This window comes from Gordonia rubripertincta, assembly GCF_038024875.1.
In the GTDB taxonomy this organism is placed as follows: domain Bacteria; phylum Actinomycetota; class Actinomycetes; order Mycobacteriales; family Mycobacteriaceae; genus Gordonia; species Gordonia rubripertincta.
Genome location: NZ_CP136136.1, coordinates 4,005,850 through 4,032,820 on the forward strand (window position 1 = coordinate 4,005,850; position 26,971 = coordinate 4,032,820).

The following is a 26,971-nucleotide window of genomic DNA, read 5'->3' on the forward strand; positions in this document are numbered from 1 at the left end:
TAGCTGTGGCTACAGGATATAGTTCAACGCGACGGTCGGAGCGTCGGCAGACGACGATCGACGAGGCGATCCGGCATGCTCGCGACATCATCGCCGAGCAAGGAGCCGGCGCGGTCTCCATCTCCGAGATCGCCCGGCGGATGCAGATGCGGCCGCCGTCGCTCTACAAGTACTTCCCGTCGCGCAATGCCCTGTACGACAGCCTGTTCGAGGTCGGAAACCACGAACTCAGCACGTTCGTCGACGCTGCACGCGCGGGCCGCGAGCCCGGGTTGGACGGGTTGCTCGAACAGTCGCGGGCGATCATCCGGTGGTCGATGACGGAGCCCGGGCTGGCGGCCCTGCTGTTCTGGCGTCCGGTGCCCGGCTTCGAGCCCAGCGAGGCGGCGTTCGCTCCAGCGCGGGCGATCGTGGACCAGGCTCGCGAGGATCTGGCGACTGCGGTCGCGCGCGGTGAACTCGGCCCCGGCGCCGACTCGGAGGATGCCCTGCGACTCCTCACCTCGGTCGTCTCGGGGATCGGTTCGCAGCAGATGTCCAACGAACCGGGCGCGACCTACGAATCCGGTTCTTATACACGACTACTCGACGACGCCCTACAGATGTGGGTGCGCCACTATTCGCCCTGAGCAAGCCTCGGGGCGCGGAAGGAAAGGAACCATCATGCGTCAGGATCTGACCAGCGACTCGGTGTCGCGCCACATCGACGCGAGCCCCGCAGAGCTGTACGACATCGTCTCCGACGTCACGCGAACGCCCGAATTGTCCTCGGAGATAGCGGATGTGAAGTGGCTGGACGGCGCCACCGGTCCGGCCGTCGGCGCGCGGTTCCGAGCGCGGAACTCGGCCGGGCGTGGACCGGACTGGTTCAACAAACCCGTCATCACCGTCGCCGACCGAGGACGCGAGTTCACCTTCGAGCGCACCGAGTGGATCGGCGGGACCCTGCGCTGGAGCTATCGATTCGATCCCGATGCCACCGGCACTATGGTCACCGAGTCCTACGAGGTGACCGAGCCGTTGAACTCGTTCGGCTGGTTCCTCATCGGCACGCTCTACGGACTCAAGGACCGGAAACCGATCTGCGGCACGGCATGACGGAGACACTCGAGCGGCTCGCGGCGATGGTCCGGCAGCCGGCGTGACGCTAGTCCGACTCGTGGAAAGTTCCGGCGTGCACCGTGGCGTCGGGGCCGAGTGGGCGTCGCAGTGACCACCGTTCGGTGAGCTTGCTGGCCGACATCTTCCATTCGCCGCCCTCGACGACGTACTCGTCGTCGTACTCCCCTGTCATCACGGTTTCGGTGCGGTCGATCAGGTTCACCTGACGGAACTTCAGGGTCCACCGGCCGGTGGCTGTGGTCTCCGAAGTCAGCGTGATGTCGGGGTGGAGGCCGTGGTGCATGTCGAAGATGGCGTACTCCCCGCCGACCTTGTGCCGAGCCACCTGTTCGAAGATCTTCGCCATCGGCTCGGCGTCGTCGAAGATGCCGAGCCGGCCGTAGTCGATGCGTGCACCCTGACCGGTGAAACAGCTGCGGAAACCGTTGACGTCCTTGGCATCACAGGCCCGCCAGTAGCGGTGCTTGAGCTGCTTGATGGCCTCGATGTGCGCTAGTTCATCGAGACGACGAGTGGCGTCGGTGTCCATGCGTTCACCTTAGAGGCTCGGCGTTCGGGCTACGGCGAGCATCTGCAACAACATCGGCGGGAGCGACTGGCGTCGGGTGCCAGGGTCGGCCCACCCCCGCGCGGAGCCCGGCGCGTCGCGAGATACGACGCAAGTGGGCGGATCTGCGCACAGTAGAGTCCGGGCATGCCCAGCACAGCGGTTGTCACCGGCGCCGGTCGCGGTATCGGCCTTGCTTTCGCCCGTCGTCTCGCGCAGGAGGGGCACCTGGTGATTCTCGCCGACGTCGACGGCGAGGCGGCCCAACGCGCCGCGGCCGAGATCGGCGGTGGCGCAGTAGGCCTGCAGCAGGACGTGCGGGACATCTCGTCGCATCGTCGGATAGCGGAGGAAGCCGCCGCACTCGGGCGGTTGACCGTCTGGGTGAACAATGCCGGCGTGCTGTACGCGGGAGCGGCGTGGGAGCACTCCGACGAGGAGATCGCGACCATCCTCGACGTGAATGTGCGTGGTGTCATGGCGGGATCGGCCGCCGCGGTTGCACAGATGCGCCACGCCGGCGGCGGAGTCATTCTTAATGTCGCGTCCCTCTCGGCGCTCGCACCCGTGCCGGGGTTGGCGCTGTACGCCGCCACCAAAGCGGCGGTGTTGTCCTACACGACGTCATTAGAAGGCGATGTGCGGCACGCAGGTCTGCCCATCCGGGTTCGCGCGCTGTGCCCGGATGTCGTGAATACGCAGATGGTGACCTCGCACGCGAACGACCCGGGTGCCGCGATGCTCTTCGCCGGCCCCCGGCCACTCGACGAGGCGGCGGTTGTCCAGGCCGGTATGGAACTGATGAACAGCCGTCAGGTGTTCCGGGTACTGCCCCGGTGGCGTGGGGTGATCAGCCGTGCCGGAGACCTCGCGCCCAGCGTCGGCCTCGGACTCATCGGTGCGATGCAGAAACTCGGTAGGCGCCGGCAATCGCGCATGTGACGCTCGTGCGCCTGCGCGCACGAAGACGTGGCGGTCCACGGAACTGTCCACATGGCCTGATGGCGGGGCGCCGACTGTTCGGATCGGTGTCCCACGTTTGGCGGACCCGCTCTCCCTCACGTGGCCCGTGACAGACAGCGCCACGTGTCTGCTGGGCGACAAACCAGGTGTGACCGGACCCACGCTGAGCTCGTAATTCAGCCATTTTGAGTGAGCCCGGCCACGATCGGGCCGTCTTCTAAGGATTCGCTCAGGTCGGCATGGTTAGCCTCGTCGTGTCCGTTCCGAGACCTAATCGTTACCGAAACAGAAATGCTGTGCCCTTGAATTTCCTGAACGCTCATCGCTCACCCCAGACCCGCACCCGGAAGGCAGTGCGAGCGGTCGCACTCGCGGCCTTCGCAGGCACCGCCGGCCTGACGATCGGCACCGCGGCGCAGGCATCGGCCCAGCCCGCGCCGCCCGCCCCGCACATCGCGCTGCCGGAAAATGTGAAGATGCCGGCCGGCCTGGTCCTGCCGCCCGAGGTCGACAAGTTCGCTCGTGACATCCTGCCGCCGTCGGTGTTCACCCCCGGCGCCCCCGGCATGCGGAAGGCCGTCAAGCCGGTCAGCGGCACCGTGACTTCCGGGTTCGGCCCGCGTTGGGGCACCAACCACAACGGAGTCGATATCGCCAACAAGATCGGTACCCCCATCTACGCCGTCACCGACGGCGTCGTCCTCGAGTCCGGACCGGCCTCGGGCTTCGGCCAGTGGGTCCGCGTCAAGCAGGACGACGGCACCACCGGCGTCTTCGGCCACGTCGACCAGAGCTTCGTCCGTCCCGGACAGCACGTGACTGCCGGCCAGAAGATTGCCACCGTCGGCAACCGCGGCCAGTCCACCGGCCCCCACCTGCACTACGAGGTCTGGGATGCCAACGGCAAGAAGATCAACCCCCAAGTGTGGCTGAACCAGCGCGGCGTCCACCCGTGACGGACGCTCGTTCTTGAGTCCTAACGTCGGAGCCGGTGTGTACTGCGAATCGCGTACACGCCGGCTCCGACTGCTAGGACGACCATCCCAGCGAGCACGGAGGTGAGCGGCAACGTGAACGCCACCACCACGCACCCGAGGCCACCCACCACGGGTATGACTCGCGCGGGACGGTTCTCGTCGCGAGACAGCGTGAGCGCCGACGCGTTCGCGACGGCGTAGTAGAGAAGTACGCCGAACGACGAGAACCCTATGGCCGCGCGAACATCCGCAGTCGCGGCGACCACCGCAACCACCGCACCGACCACCAGCTCGGCGCGATGCGGGACCTGCGTCCGCGGATGCACCGCGGCGAGCGTCCGCGGCAGATGACCGTCGCGGGACATCGCGAGCACGGTCCTCGAGACGCCGAGAATCAGCGCGAGCAGGGAACCGATCGCCGCGACCGCGGCGCCGACGCGCACGACCGGAACCAGCCAGTCGACGCCCGCCGATTGCGCGACCGCAGTCAATGGTGCTGCGGCGTCACCGAGTTCGTCGGCCCCCAGAATGCTGAGGGCCGCGGTCGCGACCAGCGCGTAGACCACGAGAGTCAGACCTAGGGAGATGCCGATCGCGCGAGGAATGGTGCGGGCGGGGTCGCGGACCTCCTCGCCCAGCGTCGCGATCCTCGCGTAGCCCGCGAAGGCGAAGAACAGCAGGCCCGCCGCCTGGAGCACGCCGAGAACGCTCGCGTCTGAGCTCAGCGTCAGACGGTCGGGACTGGCGACGTCGGACGTGAACGCGGACACCACCACCGCGGCCAGCACCGCCAGCACGAACGCGACGATGATCCGCGTCAGCCACGCCGCCTTCTGCACTCCCGCGTAGTTCACCGCAGTCAAGGCGACCACGGCGGCAACCGCAACTGCGTGGGCATTCTCCGGCCACACGTACACCCCGACCGTCAGCGCCATCGCGGCGCACGACGCGGTCTTGCCGATGACGAACGCCCAGCCGGCGAGGTAGCCCCAGAACTCGCCGAGGCGCTCCCGGCCGTACACGTAGGTGCCACCCGAGACTGGGTAGAGAGCAGCCAGCCGCGCCGAAGATGTTGCGTTGCAATAAGCGACGACGCCCGCGATCGCGAGGCCGACCAGCAGCCAAGACCCGGCAGCGGCGGCGGCCGGCGCGAGTGCGACGAAGATTCCGGCGCCGAGCATCGCACCGAGCCCGACCAGCACCGCGTCGTGGAGACCGAGTGCGCGACGCAGCGGGGCCGGGGAGTCCGTCATCGAGTTCCTTTGTTCGGTGTACACGACGCTGCGGATCCAGGGGCGTCGTCCGGTGATGTCGCGTGGCCGCTACTGAGTGTCGGGCCTCGGGCTGGGCAATCGCCACCCGAAGGTCGCGGTTGGTGGCGCATCTTTCGCGTACAGCCTCGCCGGACGGCCGCCACCGATGCGCGTTGCAGGCTTTCCTTCCGCATCGAGCTGTGGTGCGAGCAAGGGTTGCGCGCGCCGGTTGAACGAGTCCCGCATCAGCCGTCGCCCGAGGATTGCTTCATGCAGTTCCCGCAGCTCCGACAGCGTGTACGGAGGTCGCAGGAGATTGTCGGGGTCGGGCTGGTCTTCGTAGCGTTCGCGGAGTTTGTCGGTGGCCGCTGCAATGATCTGGGCGTGGTCGTAAAGGACCCGCTCCCCTGATGCCAGCTGACCGGTTGGTGTCACGGGTGCGAGTTCGCCCGTGACGTCGGACAATTCGACGGCCGGCAACGCCACCGCATGCGCGACCGAGATCGTCCAGCCGCGACGATCTCGGTCAGGATCACTGAAGACAGCCAGCAGGTGTGGATGGACGTGATCGGGCGAGAGCCCCAGTTTCAGTTCGAGCACCTCGCGCACCGTCTCCTCGACAGTGTGTCGCTCGCGGACGAACCGCCCCGGCAACGCGGCTCTCCCCTGCTCGTCGCGCTGGATCACCACGTTCAGCGTGCCGTCGGCGACCGTGAGGACCGCGATGTCGACGGCCACGTTCGGTCGTGGGTAGTCAGTGAGCGTCGTCGAACCGGTGGCCACAACCAAAAAGACTATGCGAATGTCTGCGCAAAGGTCTATTCTCAGATTCGCGCAAAGTCGCCGTCTCGATCGGATGCCGGGACGGAGGAAGGAAGAATGATGAAACTCTCCGCTGCTCTGGACGTCGAGATGGTGGCCCACGAGACTGCCGATGAAGTGACCGTTCTGCTGGAATTGCAGGCTCCCGCGGGACCTGAAACGAAACGTACCCCCACCGCCGTGCAGATGGTGCTCGACCGGAGCGGGTCGATGTCCGGCAGCCCGCTCGAGGGTGCGAAGAAGGCGCTCGCCGGCGTTGTCGCGCAGCTGGATCCGTCGGATGCGTTCGGCGTGGTGACGTTTGACGACGACGCGCAGGTCGTCGTGCCGGCCGCTCCCCTGTCAGATAAGCAGCGCGCGGTGGACGCGATCGGGTCGATCGCGACCGGCGGCTGCACCGATCTGTCGTCGGGCTACCTGCTCGGCCTTCGGGAACTGCGGCGAAGCGCCCAGGCCGCTGGGACCCAGGGGGGCACGGTGCTGATCATCAGCGACGGCCACGTGAACCGCGGCATTCTCGAGGTCGACAAGTTCGCGAGCGTCACGTCGAAGGCCGCTGGCGACGGGATCGTCACGTCCACGCTCGGATACGGGCGGGGTTACGACGAGACGCTGCTGTCGGCGATGGCGCGCGCCGGCAACGGCAACCACGTGTTCGCCGACAACCCGGATGCGGCGGGTGCGGCGATCGCCGGCGAGATCGAGGGGTTGTTGTCGAAGTCGGCGCAGGTGGTGACACTGACCGTACGTTTCGTCCCGCAGGTACAGGAGTTGTCGCTGTACAACGACCTGCCGGCACACCAGACCGCGGACGGCGAGGTGATGATCGAGCTCGGCGACTTCTACGCGCTCGAAGAGCGGAAGCTGTTGCTGCGGATGAAGGTCGACGGGATGGCCGCGCTCGGGCTGGCGCAGATCGCGATGCTCGAGTTGCGGTACGTCGAGACCTCGACGCTCACCGAACACACGGTGACGCTGCCGATCTCGGTGAATGTGGTGCCGGGCGAAGAGGCTTCGGGTCGCGTGCCGGACCCGAAGGTGGAGTCCGAGCGGCTATACCAGGAGGGCCAGGCGGCGAAGCTCGAAGCGTCGAAGGCGTACGAGTCCGGCGACCTGGGTGCGGCTGAGGCACTTCTGGAGGAGTCGGCGTCTCAGCTTCGACGGGCGTCGGCGCTTGCTTCGCCCGAGGAGTTCATGGCGATCGAGGAGGAGCTGCGGAGCATCGAGGTGCTGGGTGCCCGGGCGAGGGTCGAGGGTGCGGGGTACGCGTCGAAGATGTCGCGGGACTCGTACCACCTCGCGAACCGGAAGCGCGGGCGTCGGCGGTAGTGGGTCGTTGTTGGGGTGTGGCCACCGGGCTTGGGCTCGGTGGCCGCACCAATACCCCGTTCGCCCTCCCCCTGTCGGTGCAGTCGCTCGCGCGAGTCCGCGGAGTTGGTCGACGAGGCTGGATTCGGTCGGAGTCTCTGTCTTCAGACTCCACAGCGAGCGGGATCAGCTGGCGGAATCAGCGGGCCACGCTAGTCTGTTCGGCGAGGGTGGGGCGCCGTCGGGGCGCGCGAGCGTGAGGGGGACTTGTGACGACACCGTTCTCAGACGACTCGTTGTTGCCCAGCGCTGCTCCCGCGATGCCGGCGAGTCCGCACGGAGATGAGTACCAACTGCGCTCGGAGCGGGCACTGTGGGAGCGGCGGGCTGCGGTGGCCGTGGACGTGGCCGCAGCACTCGACACGGCATTCTCAGATCTGAAACCCGTAGGCAAGTCGAATCACCTAGGCGACTGTGTCGAAGGACGTGACGTCACCGCCGGACTGAGACGTGCTGTCATATCCCTCTCCGCTGACATTGCGGCCTACGCAAACCAAGCGACCGACTTGGCACGCCAGTGCAGAACTGCCGCCACCGAGTTCGAAAGCACTGACCTCGCCGGCGCCGAGGGAATTGATGCGTAATCCACGTCTGGCAGGACTCTCTGTCGCACTCGCTTCGTTCACAATGCTCGCGCTGAGCGGCTGTGCGACTGAATCTGGACAGCCAGTCGCCGAGCCGTCGACTGCGATGTCGCCCTCCAAAGCGCAAGAGATTCGGCAGACAGACGACGCGGGCAATCGACTTCCCTTCGAGACCGAGTTCCCGAACAGATGGAGCATCAACAACGACGGATCGACGTACGAACCCTGTACGCAGGTATCGGTCGATGTTGTGACGCGCTTCGTACTGGACCCAGACTCCGTTGGAGACGTCGCCGCTTCCGACTTTCAGACAGCCAGAGGATGTGAGTGGAAGTACGTCGACGACAGGAGATCCTCGATCGCTCAGTTCGTGGGGAACCTGCAACGACCGGAGGCGGGTCTGTCCGGTCACAAAGCCTCGAACGACGCAGGGACAACCTGGCTACCAGACACTGAAGTCAACGGGCGTCGTGTGCTTCGCGAATCCATGGGTCCAGGAGACTGCACGGTTTACGTCAGGTCTGGAAATGCCCTTGTCATAACGTCTGTCACAAGGATGGGCTTCAATCCGCCACCTACGGAACAGCTATGCGCGGAGGCTACCGATTTCCTGACCGCAACCATTGCCCAGATTCCAAATTAGGAGCGTGAAACGGGCAACTCAGTCAAAAACGATGGCCGAGAACCGGTTAAAGTGTCGCGCGCGAGTTAACTTCACTGGCGTGAACCTCGTCCGCCGTAGCCTACTGTGCCGCAACGCTCCGATCAGAACTTTGCGCGCTGACACAAACCAACTTCACCAACTCCGCCCGGTTCCTTACCCGCGTAGCTGCGAACACCCGGCTGACATACTTCTTCACCGTGTCGACTCCCAGGTTGAGTATCGACGCGATCTCTTCGTTGGTGTGCCCATCCGCGACGAGCTCAGCCAGCTCAATCTGCCGCGGCGACAGATACTCCCGCCACGACGGGAGAGGCTGCTCGGGAAGCAATTTCGCCAGGTTCGACAGCTGCCGCGACAGCAGACCCATGGCATGCAACCGCACGCGGTCCGGTTCCCTACCCTCCGAGTCGAACAACCCGACCAGCCCGTGGCAATCGTTCGCGAGGTCGAGATGCATCACGGATGCACTGTGTAACTGCTTGCGATACAGGAAGTCTTGTAGATAACTGACGGAGTCGCTGGCGAGTCCGCCGAGCTTGTCCGCCGAGATCGCCGGGTTCTTCGACAGTGCTGCCCGCGACTGCGTGGACGCGAAGACATCCTTCGGGTACCACCGCGCTTGATACTCGTCGATCACCGGCATGATCCGCCCCGTCACCAGAGGGTTGGGGTCCGAGAACGCGGTGACAAAGGTCGGGCCGGTGAAGAACGTCGTGTTCAGACAGTCGTAGTGCTCGTGCAGCGCACACATCAAGACGTTCTTGAACGCGTCGAGGGTATCCGCCTGCGAGCACGCGTCCAAGATGGCGAAGACCCGCTCGTACTCGTCGACGGGTAGCGCGACCGACTGACTGGCCAATCCCGTGCTCCTTCCTCCTGACGCGATCCCCTGAACTGTACCGGTTCAATTGTGATGTGGAGCACATGCAACGCCATGCAACGGGCGCTGCGGCAGGAGGCACAAAGCAAACCGTCCACTTTCGTGCACTGTGGCGCCAGTCACACTCTTTCTAGTCTTTGGTCGTGGCCGACAGACCGCCGGCCGACAGATCGACAGGAGACTCGCATGAGCAGGCTTCGTTTCGGATACTTCATGGCGCCGTTCCACGCACCCGGCCGCAACCCCACCGCCGCCCTGGAGCGTGACCTCGACCTGGTCGAACACCTCGACCACCTCGGTTACGACGAAGCCTGGTTCGGCGAGCATCACTCCGCCGGCAGCGAGATCATCGCGTCGCCGGAGATCATGATCGCCGCCGCCTCACAGCGGGCAAAGCGCATCCGCTTCGGCACCGGCGTCACCTCGCTCTCATACCACAACCCCCTGTGGGCGGCCGACCGCATCATGCAGCTCGACCACCTCACCCGCGGCCGCACCATCTTCGGCGTCGGGCCCGGATCCCTGCCCACCGACTCCGCGATGATCGGCCTCAACCCCACCGACACTCGTGAACTTCTGCAGGAGAACCTCGATATCGTCGTACGTCTTCTGCGAGGCGAGACCGTCTCCGCCAAGACCCGCACCCACGAGCTCTACGACGCCAAGCTGCAGCTCGCGCCTTATTCGGCGGACGGGATCGACGTGGTCGTCGCCGCGGTGGCCTCCCCCACCGGGCCACGCTTGGCCGGCACCCACGGCCTCGGCCTGCTGTCGATCGGGGCGACCCTGTCGGCCGACGGCTTCGACGCACTCGGGCACCACTGGAACGTCATGGAGGAACGCGCTGCGGCCAACAACGTGACCGTCGACCGCAGCAAGTGGACCCTCGCCGGGCCGTTCCACATCGCGGAGACCGAGGCCGAGGCGTACCGCCAGGTCGAGTACGGCATCGAGCAGTGGTTCGACTACTTCCAACACGTCGCCGCATTCCCCCAGATGGCCGTCTCCGGAAACAAACTCACCGAGATGATCGACTTCATCAACCAGGCCGGCATCGGGGTCATCGGTACTCCGGAACAAGCCCGGGCCCAGGTCCAGCGTCTGTGGGATCAGTCCCAAGGTTTCGGATGCCTCTTGCAGATGGGCCACGACTGGGCGAACCCGCAGGACACCAAGCGTTCCGCGGAACTCTTCGCGCAGGAAGTGTTCCCGCACTTCCAGGGCCAGGCGCAGGCAACACTCGACGCCGCTGAGCACGCGCGCGCTGTGCGAGAGGGCCATGCTGCGAAGCAGCTGGAGGCCGTCGACCACATGACGCGCAAGTACGAGCAGGAACTGGCATCGAAGGGCTGAACATCGATGCCCTCCAACACAACAGCCACCGATTCGCTTCAAGCGTCATTCCGCGACGCGATGGCTCACGTGTGTTCCCCGGTCGCCGTCGTCACGGCCTTCGACGGCGACCGGCCGCACGGCACCACCGTCAGCGCGTTCATGTCATTGTCGATGGAACCGCCGATGGTGACCATCGCGCTCGACCAGAACTCGGAACTCCTCGGCGTGATCCGCGCGCACGGGAACTTCGCTGTCAACGTACTCGGCGCGCATCAGTCCGACGTCGCGCTTGCCTTCGCGCGGAAGGGCCACGACAAGTTCGACGGCATCGGGTGGGCGACCACTCAGACGCTCCCCGCTCTCAACGGCGCGGCGATCTGGATGAGTTGCGCCGCAGAACGTTTCGTCACCGGCGGCGATCACACGATCATCGTCGGCGCCGTGCGGCACGTCATTCGTGAGGAGTCGCCACCGCTGACCTACCACGGTCGCATCTTCGGCACCCACTCCCCGATCCTCAACGCCACCTGACACCTGGAGGTCTTTCGTCGTGTACGTAACCGTCCAGCCCGGGCGGGTCGAAGTGCTCGAGGCCACGGACTACCGCCGGTTTCAGGTCGAAGCCGCTGCAAGCCTCACCGCCGCCGACATCGCGAAGCAGCTCAAGGACTCCCACCTCGGTGAGATCGAGGGCGACCATGCGTGGATTCACATCGGCGCTCTCACCGTACTGTTGGCTGCGTCCGAGGGATTCGACGGCCGGCAGTTCGAAGCGATGGTCGCCTATGCGCATGAACGTGGATGGGTGTCGGACGACGGAGGATCGTGGCGGGCACACCTCGTGCGTGCGGGTACCGCATAGCGCTTCACCCACCGGGCAGATTCCCGCCTGCTATCCACCCACATTCCTCGGCGAATGCGGCTGCGCCACTGACACAGTCGCGTACTTCCGGCGAACCCGATTGCGCATCCATCCAATTGAGAAACCACGATGCGGTCGCGGTGGGCGCCAACGGGAGCCACCGGAAGTCGTCACCGACGTCTGCGGCCACCGACTCCAGGCACACGAACAGACTCTCGCCGTCGGTGACCATGTCGCTGCCGGCGACAATGCCGAACACCGCCGACGTCGTCCATCTGGGGTGTCGGCCCTGACTCGTTGCCCACTGTGCGATCCACCGGTTCCACTGGCTGAGCTGATCGTCGATGGACACCACCGGTAAACGTTCGAGGTCGCCTCAGGTCACCGAATCCTGCTGTGCCAAAGGGTGTCTCACGTCCATGAGCGCGCCGACGCGTTCGGCACGCAGCGGCGTGCTTCGCGCCCCCGCCGCGTGGATGGGTGCACCGATGGTCAACGACAGTTGCGCTCCCCTGGCGTCGTCGCCGGTCAGCGACCGGGGCAGCGTCGTGAGGTGTATGGACAATGCGGGGTCGGCGGAGCGTAACGCGGCCATCAGCCTGCGTGGGGTTTCGAGCGCGGGCTCGCTGATGTGCACGGTGACGGCACGACGAGGTGCGGCCGTTCGCGCGATGGCCGCACCGACGCGGTCGATGATGTCGAGAGCGTCGACCGCGAGGTTGTGTCCGGCCGGCGTCGGTTCGACCCGGCGACTCGTCCTGTCGAACAGACGCACTCCGAGGCGTCGTTCCAACCGGAGGATGGCCTGACTCAGGGCGGGCTGCGCCATGTGCAGCTGCTGTGCGGCGCGGGTGAAGTTCCGTTCGCGATGCACGGCGACGACGTACTCGAGCTCACGCAACGACACATCTAGCATCCTGTGATGCTAGATCGATAGGCAACGGGTGTTGGTCGTTTTCGCGCGCGGCGTCGACGATTAGGTCCATGCCTCAACATGTCGTCGACGCCCACCTTCACCTGTGGGACCTGAACCATCCCTGGTACCCGGGTCTGCAAGCTTTCGCCGAGGATGTCGGCAGGCCCGACCTCTACTCCGACTTCGGTCTCGACGACTACGCGGCGGCAGCCGTTGGGTTCCCGGTCGAGCAGTACGTGCACGTCTCGGCGGTGACCGCGCCGCGTGCGTACCTGGACGAGTTGCGGTGGGTGTCGAAGGTCGCCGCCGACCGCGGAGTGGACATGCGCTTCGTCGGATCCGTCGACCCGACGCTGAGCGCACACGACATCTGCGCCGACCTCGACGCCCAGGCCGCGATCACGCCGGAGTTCCGAGGAGTCCGCGTGCTCTACGGCTTCGAACCGGACTCGCAGGCGGCGCGCACCGTGCTGCGCTGGCTCGACGACCACGACCTGGTCTTCGACCTCACCGCCCACCCGGAGACCATGGACGGCTGGTTGCGGACGCTCGCGGACTTCCCCGATCTCACCGTCGTTCTCGAGCACACCGGATGGCCCACCGCGACGGACGTCGACGCCCGGACCGCGTGGCGTCGCGCCATCACCGCGTGCGCCGACACGACCTCCGCCTGGTGCAAGATCTCCGGGCTCGGCATGTCCACGGGCGACCTGTCCGCGGAGACTCTGCGCCCGTGGGCGGAACCGGCGATCGACACGTTCGGTTGGGACCGGGTGATCTTCGGCAGCAATATCCCGATCGAGCACATCGGCGGCCGCTACGCCGACCTCATCGAGTCACTCACCTCGATCATCGGTGACGAGCCCGCGGACGAACAGGACCGGTTCTATCGCCGAAACGCACTCGGCGTGTACGGCTTCGAGGAGGAACGATGACCGACCTGACCGGGCAGGTCGCTTGGGTCACGGGCGCCGCACGCGGCCAGGGACGCGCCCACGCTCGCGCGTTGGCGGCAGCGGGAGCCCACGTCATCGTCAGCGACATCGCCCGACAGGTGCCGACGGTCCCCTATCCGTTGGCCACCGAAGAGGAACTGGCTACGACCGTCGCTGAGATCGTCGCCGACGGCGGCCGGGCCACGGAAGCGCGGTTGGACGTGCGTGACGCTGCGGCAGTCACCGCGCTTGTTGACGCGATCATGGCCGAGCACGGTCGGCTCGACATCCTCGTCGCCAACGCCGGCGTTTGCGCGTTCACGCCGGTCGAGGAGATCGGTGACGACCAGTGGGCCGACATCGTCGACACCAACCTGACCGGAACGTTCCACTGTGTGCGCGCCGCGGTCGGAGCGATGAGGGCGAATGGGCGAGGTCGGATCGTCGGAGTGTCGTCAGGTGCGGGACGCGGTGGCATGAAGAATCTTTCGCACTACGCGGCCACCAAGTGGGGCATCATCGGCTTCATCAAGTCGGTCGCCCTGGAGGTCGGCGCATACGGCATCACCGCCAACGTGGTGTGCCCGACGTCGGTGAATACTCCGATGGTCATGAACCCGACCACCTTGAGGCGGTTCCGGCCAGACCTCGACGACCCCAAGCCCGACGACGCGCGGTCGGTGTTCGCCGGTCTCGGCCCGCTGGGTGTGCCGTGGCTCGAACCCGCCGACGTCACCCGCGCGGTCCTGTACTTTGTCGACGATCCTGGCCTCACTACTGGGACCGTGCTGGAGGTCAATCTGGGGACAACGGCCACGCGCGGGTGACCGGCCGGAGCGGCGCACCCACGTAGGTGCGTCGCTGCCTCTGGGACAATGGGCGGCATGGTCGAACAGAGCATCTGGATGCAACAGGTCGCAGCGAATCCCGATCACTCAACCTGGTACGTCGAGCGCTTTCGCGCGATGGCGGCGAAGGGCGACGACCTGGTCGGTGAGGCTCGACTCATCGACGCGATGGCAGCGCGCGGATCCCGCATCCTCGACGCAGGGTGCGGTCCGGGACGTGTCGGTGGATATCTGGCCGAGGTCGGGCACGACGTGGTCGGCGTCGACGTCGACCCGGTGCTCATCGCGGCTGCGAAGGAAGACCATCCCGGGCCCCGATGGCTGGTCGGCGATCTGGCCGAGCTGGATCTGCCGGCGCACGGCATCGAGGAACCGTTCGACATCATCGTCTCGGCCGGCAACGTGATGGCGTTTCTCGCGCCGAGTACGCGCGTGACCGTCCTTAAGCGACTGCGTGCTCACCTTCGGGAGGATGGACGTGCGGTGCTCGGGTTTGGTGCCGGTCGGGACTACCCGTTCGACGAGTTCCTCGACGACGCGGCGTCGGCGGGCTTCACTGACGACGTACTGCTATCGGCGTGGGATGTTCGGCCGTTCACGGCGGAGTCGGAGTTTCTTGTCGCGGTGCTGCGTCCCGCGTAGATACCGCACAGTGGGTGGTCCACGAAGGCTCGAGATCGATGAGTGGAGCGGTCAAGCGCACTACAAAGATCATCGTCGGACCGCATTGGACATCGACAATCCCCTCAATGTTGGTGCGAAACCGTGCCTGGCCCCAGGGCTGTCGGCAGGTTGCTGATCCGACGATGATTCACCTTGTCGGGGGTCAATGCGATCATCAGCATTGTGTGGTGCCGGGTTCCGCGGTCGGCTGCACGCACTAACTCGACGCCATCGACGAGGTGTAGTCCACAGTCCCGAAGCCCGTGCTACCCCGGTGGGCCGGAATGGGGCGTGCCCGGGCAATGTCGACCATGTGGTCGTCCGGTGCGCCACGATGGGGCTTGAGCCGCGAGGCACGAGGACAAGGGGATGAAGGTGGCCGAAGAGAATCTGTCGTTGTCGGATCTGCAGATCTGGATCAGTTCTGCTCTCGAACCGATGGTGGGTCATGAGGCGGTCAATGACGACGACGGCGACTTCCCAATCCAGTTCGACACGGGCGCCGCCTTCATCACAGCTGTCGAGGACGAGAAAGCGATTCACGTGTTCTCCCCGCTGGTGACCGACATCGTCGAGACCGATTACGCGGGGTTCGTTGTGCAGCGGCTCAACAGGGCTCACCCGGCCCTCAAGTTTTTCCTTGTGGGCGACACCATCCGCGTGCGGGCAATTCTCTACGCCGATCCGCCGGTAGAAGCTCATTTGATTCGGTGCCTCACCGAGTTCGAGTCGGTGATGACCGACGGCGCCGAGATCGCTCAGGACGTCGGGGGCACCTTCGCATGGGAACTCGGGGCTAAGGACGAGGACGACGATGACGAGGAATTGCCAACTCCCATCATGATCCTCATCCAACTCGACGCAGACGGCGGCCACCCGCTGTCACCAGAAGACGTCGCACGCATATGCGACGACGACGGTGCGGCCATACTGCGGTACATCCGGATCGTCGAGGAACAGATGATCAACTGGCGCAACAGCGCAGACGATGCGCTCGCCACGGGTGATACCGACGAAGCCGAGGCCTGCCTCCACGAGGCGCGGGGCTGGGAGAAGACCGCGCGCGACCTGCGGGGCGCGTTGCGGCATGTGGCACTGGGTTCATCGTGAAGGCCGTGACTGTGCTCCTGCTGTGTGCTGTTGTCCTCGCTTCGACGGCATCGTTCGCGTGGCCGCGTCCCAACAAGGACCGGAAGCCCGCGGCCAGGCCTAGTAGGCGGAGGTCACCTATTCTGGCGCTCAATGAGGAACTCTTCGCCGCCCGTGCGCAACGTAATGAGGCCTGTGATGCGCTGCGAGCGGAGGTCTTGGAGAGCGTCGCCCTGGTTGATCAGATTCCGGAGGGGCGCGCGGCGGGCCATGTTGTTCTCGCGCTTGACGTTTGGTCAGGGCGGGATTTCACGCAACGCAATCGGGCCGTCGGACTAGGCTGGCTTCCGTTTGTCGATCCGCCCGAGCATGAGGAGACCGACGAGACTCGCGAGGCACGTCTTGACCGGGTGTACGACCTCAACAAGACGGAACGAGCCGAAGTGGAGGGAATGCGCGATGACCTCGTCGGTCGGTTCGCCTATGTTGCGGGGCTGATCGCAGCGCGCATCCACGCCTACCCTGCCTGGCGCCTCGACTTCTTCGACGAACACAACGTTCGCATAGACCTGGCCGCTCAGGTCTCGGCCATCGCCGCCAGCGCCGCGCTGTTACGTGATCAGCGTGCGCTGCTGGGCGAACCGCCAGCCGGACATCTCGCGAAGGACGACGACGTGGTGGGTGTCTACGTCGAGAAAGCACGCGTGCTCGACAGTCGCGCAGATGGTCTGTTGCGGCGAGTGCAGGCCTTCGCCGAGTACCGCGAAGTTGTGGACGGGGTGCAGAAACGCGAGGACAAGCGGGCGTGGTTCGATCGTGTCGGCGCCATCGATGAGCTGGAACACGCGGTAGATGACGTGGTGAACGCCTCGGAGACCGACCATCTCCGCGGAGTTGCAGGCAACTCGGCCGTCCTCGCGACCTTGTATCTCGACACACTCGAACCCCTGACTGCGTCGCTGACGGTGTCGGAGTCTCGGAAGTCCTGATCCTGGTTTGCGTAAGTTCAATTCGCGGGAGACGTCCGGAAGCGGGTCCTCGCCGAACTCGACCTGCCTGCCCACGGCGTCGGTGAACCGTTCTACATCATCGGGTCCGCAGGCAACGTCGTGACTTTGCTTGCGCCGAGTACGCGTGTCACCGTGCTTAGTCGGTTACGAGCACATCTGCGCGACGATGGCCGTGCCGTGATTGGGTTTGGCGCCGGCCGGGATCACCCATTCGCCGAGTTCCGTTCCGACGCAGCGTCAGCCGGCCTCGTTCCTGACGTTCTGCTGTCGGCCTGGGACGTACGGCCGTTCTCCGAGAACTCGGATTTCCTGGTAGGAGTTCTCCGGATGGCTTAGCCGCTGTACCGCGGATCGAGGAGTTCGCTGCCCGGAGGGTTCATCCGCTGCTACGTTTCCTGGGAGCCAGCGCACGTCCGCTCCCAACGGGGACGTTCAACAGGTGCAACCTCCCCATGGCCCTGTCGCGCTGAGTCTCCCTTGTATTGCCGCCACGCCCTGTGGACAGAGTCGGCGGTCTCCTCAGAGACCAGGTAATGTCCGGGCGGGTCATATGGGGGGGCAAATGGAATTGCGAGCCGATCTCGAGGCGCTGCACGCTACATCGCGAAGCGTCGCAGAACTTCATGCCGATATCGCAGACGAATGGTCCGCGCTCGCCAAGCGGGCCGAGGATCTGTTCGGTGGTAGCTGGTCAGGAGCGGCCGCGGACTCATACGCCGAGCCGTGGGCTCACTGCTGCGAAGGTCTCGGGCACGTCTTGAACGGCCTGAGTACGATGGGCCAACTCCTCGCCTCAGCGGCACAAACATACGCTGAGCGCGACACTTCGGGTGCGAAAGTCATCGAGAGGACAGCCTTCGACATCGCACTGAGGCTGCCATGACCTCTGACGATGCCTACCGCATCGAGCTCGCGGCAGTTCAGGATTTTGTCGATGACCTCGCACGGTTCGCTACAACGGTTGACGACCGGATCCGTAGCCTCGACGCACAGATTGAGGAACTACACCTGGTGTGGGCCAGCGACGCAGCAATCGCTCATCGCAGCGCTCATAGCCAGTGGCGCGAGGGTGTTGCCGACATTCGTGAAGCCATCGTGGAGATCCGGAAGGCAGCGAGTCACTCGCACGCGGCTTTTGGTGGGCTACAAGAACACCTGCGAAAGATGTGGCCTTGACGGCACCGATCGCGGTCCGTCCATCGTCGTTCTCCTCCGCGGCTGAAGCCTTCCTGCAGGTCCATACCGACATCAGCAGGACTCTGGACGCACTGTACGTCTCGCTGCAGTCGAGCGACCAAATGGCAGGAAGCGACAAGTCCGGCAGGGAGTTCGCACAGTCCTACGACAAGACCGTTAACGGGGAACAGAGTCTCCTTGCGGGTATCGCACTGATGGGTAACGCCTGCGGCAAGATGGCCGAGCTGCTGGACGCATCTGCGGTCAACCATGCGAACGTCAACAACGCCATCGGGCTGTGTACTCCAGCCAATCCTTCAGGCAACCTCAAGAACCTGGACACGATTCCGACGCTGTCGGTGGGTACTTCTTTTGGCGGTCCGGGTGAACCGAGCAATTGGGAAAAGTTAAAGGAGTTCATCGAAGGCGAAATCTTCCCCGACGGACAACCGGACAAGCTAGAGAAGGCCGGCGACGCCTGGACCCGTGCGGCGACAGCACTCCGCACGCATCAAAGCGCAGTTCGGTCCGCGATCAAACCGATCGCCGGCGAGAGCTCTGCCGAAGTTGGACCAGCCCAGGATCAGGCAGCGATGATCGACCAACATCTAGGTGAGATTGCCGAATCTTGCGATGCAGTGGCGAAGCTCTGCAATGGGTTTGCTGATGAAGTACGGAAGACCCGCGAAGAAATCGGCAACCTCGTCGAAGAGTTGGCGTGTGAGCTACTGGTCGCGGCAGCCATCGGAATAGCGTTGGTGCTTGTCACCTCGGGGTTGAGTAGCCTGATCGCGACAGCGGCGGGCGTGGCGAAGGCTACACAAACGGGTGCCCGGATCGCGGGCGTGATCCGGGCCCTCGCGACCGCTGCCGGCCCAGTGCTCCGTCCGGTGGCGTACGTGCTGGACCCGGTTGCTGCGGCGGCTGGCGACCTCGGCGCGTTGATGGGTTCGCGTGGGGCGATGTTCTCCATGCAGTTGTCCAAAGAGTCAATACGGGCGGCGGAGTTAGCTGCCGCTTTGGAGAAGATCCCGGTTTGGGCACACGATGAATTGAAACGCGCGGCCGATCCTGACGTTCTCCGCAAGGCACTGGAGGCCGACGGGGTGCCGAAGAATCTGATAGACGACGCAATCGCGAACAACCCGTATCGCAACATGACACCGCAGCAGATCCTCGATCGATACTGGGATGATGCCCGAGGTACCTGGGCATACCCACCGAACAACGGATTCGAGGGCGGCTACAAGGTAGCCGACAGTATTCCTGCGGGCACGCGACTCGACCGATTGGGCGGAGACGGCGGTGGGTTCATGGGGCGCGAAGGCGACTCGTACAGCGCCCGAGCGCTTCCACCGGGCAAGGCTGGGCCGTACACCGAGTACGTTGGCACCGGAAATCCGCTGCCCGCGAACTGGGAAGTACGTCACGGCAAGATCGCGGAGGCATTCGATCAGTCAGGAGGCGGACACCAGTGGGTTGTGGTGGACAAGCTGACGGGCAAAGAAGTGCCAGTGAAGAAACTCATCGACGCAGATGTAATCGAGTAGCCAACCCGATGTCCAGATATCTTGTACAGAGTACTGAGAGGAATACCCGTGGACCGCTGGCATGGACTGACAGACTTCCTTTCTTCGATGCAGTATTGGTCCGAAGTTCAGAACGCACTAGCAGAAGGCGGAAAGTTTCGTAGTGCAGCGCCTCTCTACGAACCGCCATACCTCGACGGAAACAGGCTTGTTGTCCCGCGTGGTCCGGGAAATGCCGAGGACTCGGAAGGCTACACCGACTACTCCATCCTCGACCAGAACGACTACTTCAGCATTCGAAGCTCAGGCAGAAGCAGGGGAAATCTGTACAGCGAATCGTCAGAGTCATGGTTTGGAATCTTCAGCGATGCGGGAAAGCACTTCCTTGCGAGTGAAGTGGCATTGACAACGCGACTGCGAATCCCGGGCAAGCGACTCGAGATAGTCACTCGCAGATGGAAAAACCTCGGACTCGCACCCTCATGGACCGAGGTCGCCCAGCCGAATCCCGGCGGTTTTGTCGACTCCAAGACCTATTACAGGAGCGACAACCCGACCAGGTTCTACATCACCGTTAACCCAGATACTACGACGGCCTTCCTTCTTGATCTGAACTGGCGAGATCTCAATTCCGCTCTCAGCGAGGGAATTCCGGGTATCGAACACGTCCCGATGCCGAAGTTCTCGGACGACTAGCTCGTTGCGCTCGCCTAGCTGTTAGGACTCTGGACAACAACCTCGCCCGCGTCGACCTGGTTCCCTTGGCACCAAAGAACCATTCGAGATCATCATCTCCGCTAGGAACGACATGGCCGTCTGTGCTTCGAGTAGGTGCTGGGTCGAGGCTCCGTAAGTCAGTCGTCCACCTCTACGCCGTGCCGCACAGCGAACTCGGCCAAGCTGTCGTCGTATCCCTGTCCGAGCGCACGAATTCGCCAGACATCGTTGCGACGGTAGATCTCGGCAATGATCATTGATCGCTCGGTCGTCGCGGCGTCGAGTACTGCTGTGGCGAAGGTGAGTTCGGAACTGTCAACGGTCACCGACAGTGCTCCGACGTCACCAAAGGTGGCGGTCTCAATCGACGCGCCGACCATGATGCGGTCGATTTCGACGTCTACCGCCGGGAGGTCGACCGCTATCCCCTGCTCCCGATCGCCGTCGATACACAGGCGCACCGCGCCGTCCGGACTGGCGGGCTGGTTGTAGAAGACGAACTCGTCGTCGGAAAGCACCTTGTGATCGCGGTCCAACTCGAAGGCGACGACGTCCACTTCGATCGGCGCAGCAGTATCCGCCCAGGCGACGTTGACCGTGAATTCGGTGACGTCGGAAGGAACGTCCATCACCGCTCCAGGCGTCAGGTTCCTGGGTGTCTGCGCACGGGTTGCGGCCGCCGTGGCAACAGCGGATTCTGGCTCCCCAATGGGTGTATCGCCCGCCAACGTTTCGAGGTGATGCGATTCAAGTATCGGAAGCTGCCTGTCGTGGGCCTTTCGTATCCGCGGATCCGAGTGCCCACCGTCCAACACCAGGACGTGTGTCACGCCGGCCGTGAAATTGATGGCCGGGGTGGCGCCTAGAGTCGTCAGGCGAGATCGGATGGCTGCCGCCTCAGTGTGGTCGCCACCGAGCACGAGGACTCGCCGACCGCTCCACGGTAGAGCCACCGGCTGTTTGGAGGGACGCGACGACGCGGTCTGCGGCAACACCTCGATGACGGGGACGGACTTCGGGGTTCCCGGCACCACTCGTTCGACGAGTCGCATAGCGGTGGCCTCGTCGACGATGGGGATGCCCTTATCGCGGGCAACCCTCAGTTTTCGACTGTCTGGGACTCCGGTGTTGGCGATCAGCAGACCGGTCTTCCCACTGACGCCGTTCATCACGTCGAGGCCTGCGTCGGTCAACCGTCGAGCCAGCTCGAGACGGGGCAGCGAGGTTGATCCGGTGATGACGACCTTGGTGCCTTGGACCAGTCCGACACCGGCGTCGAACCGACCAGGGTCAGTCCATGGGCACGGCACGCGGGTCACGTTGCCCGGGTAAGCACGCGTGGTGGAACCGCACGCGACGACCGGAACTTGTAAGCCGAGGTTGTTCGCGAGATCGAGGCTGCGACGAAAGACTTCAAGGAGCACCCGAACGTCGTCAACCGCATTATGGGCGTCGCGCTGCGGTATCTGCCAGTGACGGGCAAGCGTCGCGAGCTGAGCGTTGGGCACATCGAGCTGCAGGCGACGGGTGAGGGTTACCGTGCACAGACGATGAGTGATCGGGAGAGTCACGCCAGCTCGCTTGGCTTCTCCCACGAGGAATCCGTGGTCGAAGTTCGCGTTGTGCGCCACAAGAGTTCGGCCGGATAACAGCTCGTGTAGTTGCACGACCGCTGAATCGAAGGTGGGCGCGCCTCGGAGCCTCTCAGGCGTGAGCCCGTGGATGTGCACGGGGCCAGGATCACAGCCCGGGTTAAAAAACGACGAGTACTCGGCTTCGGTTTGTCCATTGCGGTCGACGGCGATGGCTGCGACGCTCAGTACGCGATCGCGGCTTGCGTTCAAGCCGGACGTTTCGACGTCGACCAGAGCCCAGCCTCTATGTGACGGCAACAAATAAACCTCGTCTCCTGACCGCGTGCGGAGCACGGAACGTCCTGGATCCTGGACACCGGCGGCTACACCGCGGGACGGTGTGAGTGCATCGGCCTGCGGTAGCGGGTGTGTCGCGATTCGTGACGCTAGCGCACTCTCCCGACAACCTCTCACACCTTGTTCCAACTGTCGAACCCGTGTCTGACTCGTGCCGGTCTGGGTCGCATGAGCCGATAACGCCCGCGAATCATGCGCTCCTGGAGCTGGTGTCACCTGATCGGACGAACGGAACGGATGTCGGCCGTATCCGCTACATTCGGTTCATTCTGTAGCAGAACGCGGGAGGTGGCGGATTGTCGAAGAACCCTAGGACGGTGCCGGTGTGGACGATTGCGACGGACCGCGCGGACGTACCCGCGGTGATCGGCGATAACGCACTCACTCCCGAGCGGCTCGACAGTCTTCGGACCGCTCTCGCAGCGCTGAGTGACATCCCGATCACGACTCTCGAGGCCCACGACGTTCCCAAGGCTTTCGACCGGTCGAAGGGCATCCACCTCCACGGTGTCAGTCCGCTGGCGACGCAGCTGTCGGAGCTCGTGAAGAAGACCCCTAATGTCGTCACCGACGGCGGTGAGACTCTGTACACGATGGTCGTACCCCCCAAGTTTGCGTCGCAGTTCGCCGCCGGAATCGTCAAACCGATGGCGTCCTCGACGACCGCAGACGGCATCCACAGTGCGCTGTCAGACGGATCCAAGATCGCCGCCCAGGCATCCTTCGTCCCTGTCAGTGCAGGCAAGGCAGCGGCAGCCGGCGCCGCGACCGGCTCGGCCACCACCGCAGGTGCGGCCGCAGCTGGTGCCGGAGCCCTGACCATCGCCGCACCGCTCGTACTCATGGCGGTGGCAGTCGGCGTCAGCGCGTACGCCGACCAGCAGCGACAGAAGACCTTGGAGCGGATCACCGAGCTCCTCGAAAAACTGATCGCCGACAACCTCGAATCAGAGCAGCACAGCCTAGAGGCGTGCCGCGGCGCGATCGTCAAGGCCACTTCGGTCCTTCTCGACGAAGGACGCATCGGCGCCAGCCTTGGACTCGACTCGACAGTGTTCGCAATCGAGGAGGCGCTGTCGCGCGCAAAGTCGCGGATTGCCAAGTGGGAAAAGGAACTCACCAACCTGAGTAGCGACAAGGTGGAACTCAACCAGCTCGCCAAGCTCATCCCGGGCATCGAGAAGGCTGACAGCGAGTTTTATGTCCACGTCGAACTCGCACAGTTGGCCATCGCGATGAAGCAACGAGTGCTGATCCTGCAGGCCGTCGAACATGCTCAACTGTCCGAGGGCAACCCATTCGAACGATTCGTGACCACGTTGCAGGCGGAGAAGCGGGGTCTCGACTCGCTCGAACAGCGCCTTGAAGCGGTAGTTCTGCGGCTGTCGGCATTGGAACTGGATCGCTCTCACGGCATCCGGGACGTGGTGTTCTCTTCCGGCGAGGTCGACAAGTTACTGGAGACCACACGTCGTCTGCGCGATCTCGGCCAGTCGGTCCAGCCCACCACCCGCCAGTCGGAGGTGACGATCGACATCCTTCAGGAGAAGGACGGCTCGGTCATCGTCTTCCCGGCCATCGCCTCGTGATCTGTCGACTCACCACAGCTAGCGCGAAAGACCATGGCAGTCAACGGACGTAACGCAGACCCTGCTGTCGTACGAGACAAGCATGCTCGAATCTGGGAACCGCACGTCGCTCCACTCAACGAGTTGGCGAACCGCATCGCCGATGCAGAAGGACTCCCCCACGGATATGTTCCGTATGCCGACCCGGACGCCGGTGGTGTTCGCGCGCGGATGCTCGTGCTGTTGGACAACCCGTCCACGAAGGCTGAGGCCGCGACCGGCTCTGGACTCCTGAGCCTGGACAACAACGACCACACTGCGCGGAACTGCCGAGAAGCGTACGCGCGACACAACGTTGAGTGGGCTGACGTCGTGCATTGGAATGTCGTGCCATTCCCTGTCGCCGGCGAGAAGAACGGCGGGTCGACGCCGAGTGAACGGGCTCAGGCCGTTCGCTGGACACGTGAAGTGGTCGACCTTCTGCCCAACCTCGAGATCGTGCTCCTGCTCGGTGCGGCGGCGCGGGACGGATGGAAACGAGCAAGAATCAACCTGCCTGGCGTGTACGTACCGGGCGGCAATATCCCGCACTGTTCTATGCGTGGGTTGAACACTGCGGGCGGTCGGGAACGGTTTGAGGGCGCTATCGGTGATGTCGCCGAGCGTCTTCGGGCCGGTGCAGAATAGACGGCTAGTGATCCACAGCGACGGCCGCCCGAACGACTGTCCGAATAACCGGTCTCAGTGTCGCTGGCGAACTTCGTCCAAGAAGTTCACCCACCGCTCCTCGCCAACCGGATTGATTGCCTCGGCACGTGAAGCGGCAAGGCGGATGCCTTCCGAGATGCCCGTGGGTATCGGCGAGTCGTAAGCCGCTGGGACACCGAATGCACGAGCAACTAGATCTATGTCGAATCGATACGGGTACTTCGAGGTGGATTCTTCCAACTCATCCGGCCAGAAGGGCCCCGACTCCAACTTAAGGGGCGACAGCACCCGAAACACATAGACGTCGATCTTCGCGGTCACCCACTCTTCGGGCTGGCATCGCGGACCCCGTCGAAGTCCTTTCGCCTCGGCGCCAATGACGTGCCAGTCAAATATTCTACCCGCCTTCCAGTCGACAGGCTCCTTCCGTAACCCCCACCGACCCTTGCGGATCCCGTACTGCAGATTGCGCCGGACCTCAGGGGCAACGCCTGAATACGTAGTCAGAACTGAGGCCATTCTTCATCGCCCTTCTACGAGCGACCGCAATAGATCCTGGGTCTCTCGGTCAGTCGAGTACATACGCATCCCCCGCATGCCCCGTGTCAGGAGCACCTTGTAGGTATTCTTGATCGCCTTCTCAAACGAGAGCCCTTGCCCCTTCTTGACCTGCTTGTCATGGCTGAACTCCGGCCGAGCTTCCCAGTGGTCCGTCCGCCACACGAGGTCAGGCCCGAAAATCACGGCGCCGTAGTCGTACTCGAAGCCTTGCGCCGTATACACACATCCCACTTGGTCGAATCCAGCTGGATCGAATGCCCAAAAGGCGGTACCGGGAGCACCAGCGTGGGATGTCGCCTTCTTGTTATTCCATGGCCGCTTCCAATCGCCGACCACGACGTCGTCGACCAATCCGCCTCCCTTGATCGGATCGCTCCACTCCCAGCAATAGCCGGCTGCGATCCGCGCGGAGAATCCTTCCTCGAGGAGTTCACGCAGTCTTGTCTCGATGAGCGACGGGGCGTCATCGACGTGGACCTCGAATGCGTCGTCACCCTCCCACTTGGTCGGCCCGCCGGGTTCTAGCTCAAGAAGCCGGTGCACCCAGTGTTCGTAGGCGCGACTGCCGCCACAACGGAACTGTCCATCCAGGTCGACCTCGGTTACCTTGCAGCCCATTCGGATTGCAGCACCTTCAATTTCCGCAACGCTTCCGCGCTCCGAGGGCTTAACCACCTGGTATTCGTCGAGCAGGAATACAGGCACACGGGCAGAGTCAATCAGCTCCTCTACCTGAGGTCGGCCGGTACGGAGGGTCGCCTTTGTAAAGCGATTCGTGGAGGTCTCGCGGATGCGGTGGGCTTCGTCGCAAATAAGCACGTCGACCCCATTCGGCTCGGCATCGATGAATTGGTTGTAGTACGTGAAGAGCCTCTGCACGCGAGGCTGTCTGGCCCCTGCGACCTTTCGTAGCGTCTGAGTGAACGCGGACGAACCAGTTGCATGCAGACTCGTGCGTCCTTGCCGCGACAATTCACCGAGAAGGCTGAGCGCGATGACTGACTTTCCTGAACCTGGTCCACCCTTGATGATGACGACTTCTTTGGTGTTGCTTCGAGAAGCGTTGCGAACGGCGCGCATGACGTCCTCATAGGCGACCTGCTGCTCGTCGAGAAGCACGAACTGTTCACGATGTTGAACCTCCTCGGCCGCCAGCGCCATCAGCTGTTTGCTGGGTCGGACAGCGGAGTTCATCAGTTGGTCAGCCGCGGCAGCCCCGTTCGCCGCCGAGAGCTTTGACTTGAGGAAGCTGATGAAATCGCCTCGTCGGTCGCCCGTGAACAGTCGCCCTGTTTCGCCCTGCTCGAAGTCCCAGAGCTCGGCGACTCCCTCCCTCGACGCGTTGTGCAGGTACGCGACTCCGGCGAGCTGTTCGGTACTTCCTCCCAGCGCTGCGATGAAGTCGGCGATGTGGGTGCAGTACCGCCTCACTTGCTCAACCGGGTGTAGCCGTTCGAGCACACCGTCAAGGAGGACGACGCTGTCGGTGCCGGCCGAGCGCGAGGCTCTCGTCCATTGCTTCAGCTCGACCACCACGTAGGACGATTCACCGGTCTTCGGGTGCTCACCGCACAAGATGACGTCGGCGCGCTTGCTGGTGAGTGGCAGGCGGTACTCGACGAGGACTTCGACCTTGTCGAGCCCCGCGTCCTCGAGGTCACTCACCAGAACTTGCAGGCTGCGTTCCCACGACCGGACCTCACCCGGTGACGGGTTGTATCCGAACTCGTAGGCGAACTGTTCGAACAGAGTAGTAACCAGGCTCTCGGAGGTGATCTGCTTGCGCACCCCGGCCACGGAGGCCCTGTACAGCGACGACAATATAGCTCCACGAAGACACGACGGACTCGCCGCTCGGGTTGGAGCCTTGTCGTGTCGACGCGTCTGTCGGGCCGAGGCGGATAACGTTCGCGAGTCTAGTCGCGAACGCACCTCGCCATACC

General features: G+C 64.0%; 29 protein-coding genes and 1 pseudogene. 21 read left to right on the forward strand and 9 right to left on the reverse strand.

Going from position 1 to position 26,971, the window contains the following annotated elements; all coding sequences use genetic code 11:
* The first annotated feature begins 5 nt into the window (after positions 1-5).
* Both RVF83_RS18205 and RVF83_RS18210 read left to right on the forward strand, forming a co-directional pair.
* Complete coding sequence (locus RVF83_RS18205) at positions 6-629, forward strand: TetR/AcrR family transcriptional regulator (RefSeq protein WP_051989243.1); 624 nt, start codon at positions 6-8, stop codon at positions 627-629.
* 34 nt (positions 630-663) lie between these two features.
* Complete coding sequence (locus RVF83_RS18210) at positions 664-1,098, forward strand: SRPBCC family protein (RefSeq protein ID WP_005195084.1); 435 nt, start codon at positions 664-666, stop codon at positions 1,096-1,098.
* A gap of 49 nt (positions 1,099-1,147) precedes the next feature.
* Here RVF83_RS18210 and RVF83_RS18215 read toward each other — a convergent pair whose 3' ends face one another.
* Complete coding sequence (locus RVF83_RS18215) at positions 1,148-1,651, reverse strand: nuclear transport factor 2 family protein (protein ID WP_005195085.1); 504 nt, start codon at positions 1,649-1,651, stop codon at positions 1,148-1,150.
* Positions 1,652-1,816: 165 nt separating this feature from the next.
* On the opposite strand from RVF83_RS18215, the gene RVF83_RS18220 reads away from it, so the two are divergent.
* A complete protein-coding gene (locus RVF83_RS18220) occupies positions 1,817-2,611 on the forward strand; it encodes an SDR family NAD(P)-dependent oxidoreductase (RefSeq protein WP_005195086.1) in 795 nt (264 codons plus the stop codon).
* 323 nt (positions 2,612-2,934) lie between these two features.
* Positions 2,935-3,588, forward strand: coding sequence for a M23 family metallopeptidase (locus RVF83_RS18225; protein ID WP_005195087.1), 654 nt, complete (start codon positions 2,935-2,937; stop codon positions 3,586-3,588).
* Positions 3,589-3,608: 20 nt separating this feature from the next.
* Here the strand turns inward: RVF83_RS18225 and RVF83_RS18230 are convergent, their stop codons facing one another.
* On the reverse strand, positions 3,609-4,862 hold the full coding sequence (locus RVF83_RS18230) for an APC family permease (protein ID WP_005195088.1): 1,254 nt from the start codon (positions 4,860-4,862) through the stop codon (positions 3,609-3,611).
* A gap of 69 nt (positions 4,863-4,931) precedes the next feature.
* A complete protein-coding gene (locus RVF83_RS18235; protein ID WP_005195089.1) occupies positions 4,932-5,651 on the reverse strand; it encodes an NUDIX hydrolase in 720 nt (239 codons plus the stop codon).
* 93 nt (positions 5,652-5,744) lie between these two features.
* Between RVF83_RS18235 and RVF83_RS18240 the strand changes: the two genes are divergently transcribed.
* Both RVF83_RS18240 and RVF83_RS18245 read left to right on the forward strand, forming a co-directional pair.
* Positions 5,745-7,013, forward strand: a complete 1,269-nt coding sequence (locus RVF83_RS18240) for a vWA domain-containing protein (RefSeq protein ID WP_005195090.1) — start codon at positions 5,745-5,747, stop codon at positions 7,011-7,013.
* Between the two features lie 729 nt (positions 7,014-7,742).
* Positions 7,743-8,279 (forward strand): DUF3558 family protein, encoded by a 537-nt coding sequence (locus RVF83_RS18245; RefSeq protein WP_247602335.1) that lies wholly within the window; start codon positions 7,743-7,745, stop codon positions 8,277-8,279.
* Positions 8,280-8,379: 100 nt separating this feature from the next.
* On the opposite strand, the gene RVF83_RS18250 is transcribed toward RVF83_RS18245, so the two are convergent.
* Positions 8,380-9,159: a helix-turn-helix transcriptional regulator gene (locus RVF83_RS18250; RefSeq protein ID WP_005195093.1), complete on the reverse strand. Its 780-nt coding sequence runs from the start codon at positions 9,157-9,159 to the stop codon at positions 8,380-8,382.
* 207 nt (positions 9,160-9,366) lie between these two features.
* On the opposite strand from RVF83_RS18250, the gene RVF83_RS18255 reads away from it, so the two are divergent.
* Genes RVF83_RS18255 through RVF83_RS18265 form a run of 3 tightly spaced genes read left to right on the forward strand, consistent with a single transcriptional unit; the run spans position 9,367 to position 11,377 of the window.
* Positions 9,367-10,533: an LLM class flavin-dependent oxidoreductase gene (locus RVF83_RS18255; RefSeq protein WP_005195094.1), complete on the forward strand. Its 1,167-nt coding sequence runs from the start codon at positions 9,367-9,369 to the stop codon at positions 10,531-10,533.
* Positions 10,534-10,539: 6 nt separating this feature from the next.
* Positions 10,540-11,046 (forward strand): flavin reductase family protein, encoded by a 507-nt coding sequence (locus RVF83_RS18260; protein ID WP_005195095.1) that lies wholly within the window; start codon positions 10,540-10,542, stop codon positions 11,044-11,046.
* A gap of 19 nt (positions 11,047-11,065) precedes the next feature.
* Positions 11,066-11,377 (forward strand): hypothetical protein, encoded by a 312-nt coding sequence (locus tag RVF83_RS18265; protein WP_005195096.1) that lies wholly within the window; start codon positions 11,066-11,068, stop codon positions 11,375-11,377.
* Positions 11,378-11,381: 4 nt separating this feature from the next.
* On the opposite strand, the gene RVF83_RS18270 is transcribed toward RVF83_RS18265, so the two are convergent.
* Complete coding sequence (locus RVF83_RS18270) at positions 11,382-11,732, reverse strand: hypothetical protein (protein WP_039879945.1); 351 nt, start codon at positions 11,730-11,732, stop codon at positions 11,382-11,384.
* Positions 11,733-11,753: 21 nt separating this feature from the next.
* Positions 11,754-12,293 carry a LysR family transcriptional regulator gene (locus RVF83_RS18275; RefSeq protein ID WP_051989244.1) on the reverse strand — a complete coding sequence of 180 codons (540 nt, stop codon included), beginning with the start codon at positions 12,291-12,293 and terminating at the stop codon, positions 11,754-11,756.
* Between the two features lie 68 nt (positions 12,294-12,361).
* Here RVF83_RS18275 and RVF83_RS18280 point away from each other — a divergent pair, with 68 nt between their 5' ends.
* From RVF83_RS18280 to RVF83_RS18325, 10 genes and pseudogenes are all read left to right on the forward strand, one after another.
* The gene (locus tag RVF83_RS18280; protein WP_005195099.1) at positions 12,362-13,228 is read left to right on the forward strand and encodes an amidohydrolase family protein; all 867 of its coding nucleotides are present in this window, start codon (positions 12,362-12,364) and stop codon (positions 13,226-13,228) included.
* Positions 13,225-14,055: a mycofactocin-coupled SDR family oxidoreductase gene (locus RVF83_RS18285; protein ID WP_005195100.1), complete on the forward strand. Its 831-nt coding sequence runs from the start codon at positions 13,225-13,227 to the stop codon at positions 14,053-14,055. Before RVF83_RS18280 ends, RVF83_RS18285 begins: the two co-directional genes overlap by 4 nt.
* Before the next feature lie 57 nt (positions 14,056-14,112).
* A complete protein-coding gene (locus RVF83_RS18290; protein WP_039879948.1) occupies positions 14,113-14,718 on the forward strand; it encodes a class I SAM-dependent methyltransferase in 606 nt (201 codons plus the stop codon).
* A gap of 390 nt (positions 14,719-15,108) precedes the next feature.
* Positions 15,109-15,849: a T3SS (YopN, CesT) and YbjN peptide-binding chaperone 1 gene (locus tag RVF83_RS18295; protein WP_005195102.1), complete on the forward strand. Its 741-nt coding sequence runs from the start codon at positions 15,109-15,111 to the stop codon at positions 15,847-15,849.
* Positions 15,850-15,854: 5 nt separating this feature from the next.
* Positions 15,855-16,817 (forward strand): hypothetical protein, encoded by a 963-nt coding sequence (locus RVF83_RS18300; protein ID WP_255220623.1) that lies wholly within the window; start codon positions 15,855-15,857, stop codon positions 16,815-16,817.
* A 48-nt stretch (positions 16,818-16,865) separates the two neighbouring features.
* Positions 16,866-17,174 (forward strand): annotated as a pseudogene (locus RVF83_RS18305) (SAM-dependent methyltransferase); the annotation flags it as partial.
* A gap of 226 nt (positions 17,175-17,400) precedes the next feature.
* Positions 17,401-17,721, forward strand: coding sequence for a WXG100 family type VII secretion target (locus RVF83_RS18310; protein ID WP_039879958.1), 321 nt, complete (start codon positions 17,401-17,403; stop codon positions 17,719-17,721).
* Entirely contained in the window at positions 17,718-18,014 is a 297-nt protein-coding gene (locus tag RVF83_RS18315; protein WP_005195106.1) for a WXG100 family type VII secretion target, read from the forward strand. The genes RVF83_RS18310 and RVF83_RS18315 overlap by 4 nt, the downstream gene beginning before the upstream one ends.
* Complete coding sequence (locus tag RVF83_RS18320; RefSeq protein WP_005195107.1) at positions 18,005-19,564, forward strand: glycohydrolase toxin TNT-related protein; 1,560 nt, start codon at positions 18,005-18,007, stop codon at positions 19,562-19,564. Before RVF83_RS18315 ends, RVF83_RS18320 begins: the two co-directional genes overlap by 10 nt.
* 48 nt (positions 19,565-19,612) lie before the next feature.
* A complete protein-coding gene (locus RVF83_RS18325) occupies positions 19,613-20,239 on the forward strand; it encodes a hypothetical protein (RefSeq protein ID WP_005195108.1) in 627 nt (208 codons plus the stop codon).
* A 158-nt stretch (positions 20,240-20,397) separates the two neighbouring features.
* Here RVF83_RS18325 and RVF83_RS18330 read toward each other — a convergent pair whose 3' ends face one another.
* Positions 20,398-22,188 (reverse strand): TerD family protein, encoded by a 1,791-nt coding sequence (locus RVF83_RS18330; RefSeq protein ID WP_005195109.1) that lies wholly within the window; start codon positions 22,186-22,188, stop codon positions 20,398-20,400.
* A gap of 299 nt (positions 22,189-22,487) precedes the next feature.
* Here RVF83_RS18330 and RVF83_RS18335 point away from each other — a divergent pair, with 299 nt between their 5' ends.
* On the forward strand, positions 22,488-23,780 hold the full coding sequence (locus RVF83_RS18335; protein WP_039879950.1) for a hypothetical protein: 1,293 nt from the start codon (positions 22,488-22,490) through the stop codon (positions 23,778-23,780).
* Between the two features lie 33 nt (positions 23,781-23,813).
* A complete protein-coding gene (locus RVF83_RS18340; protein WP_005195111.1) occupies positions 23,814-24,446 on the forward strand; it encodes a uracil-DNA glycosylase in 633 nt (210 codons plus the stop codon).
* A 54-nt stretch (positions 24,447-24,500) separates the two neighbouring features.
* On the opposite strand, the gene RVF83_RS18345 is transcribed toward RVF83_RS18340, so the two are convergent.
* Together RVF83_RS18345 and RVF83_RS18350 are read right to left on the reverse strand one after the other, a co-directional pair.
* Positions 24,501-24,788 (reverse strand): hypothetical protein, encoded by a 288-nt coding sequence (locus RVF83_RS18345; protein WP_247602308.1) that lies wholly within the window; start codon positions 24,786-24,788, stop codon positions 24,501-24,503.
* A 201-nt stretch (positions 24,789-24,989) separates the two neighbouring features.
* Positions 24,990-26,825, reverse strand: coding sequence for a DUF2075 domain-containing protein (locus RVF83_RS18350; RefSeq protein ID WP_005195113.1), 1,836 nt, complete (start codon positions 26,823-26,825; stop codon positions 24,990-24,992).
* Positions 26,826-26,971 lie beyond the last annotated feature (146 nt).

Coding starts and splice junctions, on each gene's coding strand:
- RVF83_RS18260 (WP_005195095.1), top strand. CDS start 10,540: ATGCCCTCCAACACAACAGCCACCGATTCGCTTCAAGCGTCATTCCGC.
- RVF83_RS18230 (WP_005195088.1), bottom strand. CDS start 4,862: ATGACGGACTCCCCGGCCCCGCTGCGTCGCGCACTCGGTCTCCACGAC.
- RVF83_RS18210 (WP_005195084.1), top strand. CDS start 664: ATGCGTCAGGATCTGACCAGCGACTCGGTGTCGCGCCACATCGACGCG.
- RVF83_RS18240 (WP_005195090.1), top strand. CDS start 5,745: ATGAAACTCTCCGCTGCTCTGGACGTCGAGATGGTGGCCCACGAGACT.
- RVF83_RS18285 (WP_005195100.1), top strand. CDS start 13,225: ATGACCGACCTGACCGGGCAGGTCGCTTGGGTCACGGGCGCCGCACGC.
- RVF83_RS18340 (WP_005195111.1), top strand. CDS start 23,814: ATGGCAGTCAACGGACGTAACGCAGACCCTGCTGTCGTACGAGACAAG.
- RVF83_RS18275 (WP_051989244.1), bottom strand. CDS start 12,293: ATGCTAGATGTGTCGTTGCGTGAGCTCGAGTACGTCGTCGCCGTGCAT.
- RVF83_RS18310 (WP_039879958.1), top strand. CDS start 17,401: ATGGAATTGCGAGCCGATCTCGAGGCGCTGCACGCTACATCGCGAAGC.
- RVF83_RS18315 (WP_005195106.1), top strand. CDS start 17,718: ATGACCTCTGACGATGCCTACCGCATCGAGCTCGCGGCAGTTCAGGAT.
- RVF83_RS18255 (WP_005195094.1), top strand. CDS start 9,367: ATGAGCAGGCTTCGTTTCGGATACTTCATGGCGCCGTTCCACGCACCC.
- RVF83_RS18215 (WP_005195085.1), bottom strand. CDS start 1,651: ATGGACACCGACGCCACTCGTCGTCTCGATGAACTAGCGCACATCGAG.
- RVF83_RS18280 (WP_005195099.1), top strand. CDS start 12,362: ATGCCTCAACATGTCGTCGACGCCCACCTTCACCTGTGGGACCTGAAC.
- RVF83_RS18295 (WP_005195102.1), top strand. CDS start 15,109: ATGAAGGTGGCCGAAGAGAATCTGTCGTTGTCGGATCTGCAGATCTGG.
- RVF83_RS18290 (WP_039879948.1), top strand. CDS start 14,113: ATGGTCGAACAGAGCATCTGGATGCAACAGGTCGCAGCGAATCCCGAT.
- RVF83_RS18245 (WP_247602335.1), top strand. CDS start 7,743: ATGTCGCCCTCCAAAGCGCAAGAGATTCGGCAGACAGACGACGCGGGC.
- RVF83_RS18220 (WP_005195086.1), top strand. CDS start 1,817: ATGCCCAGCACAGCGGTTGTCACCGGCGCCGGTCGCGGTATCGGCCTT.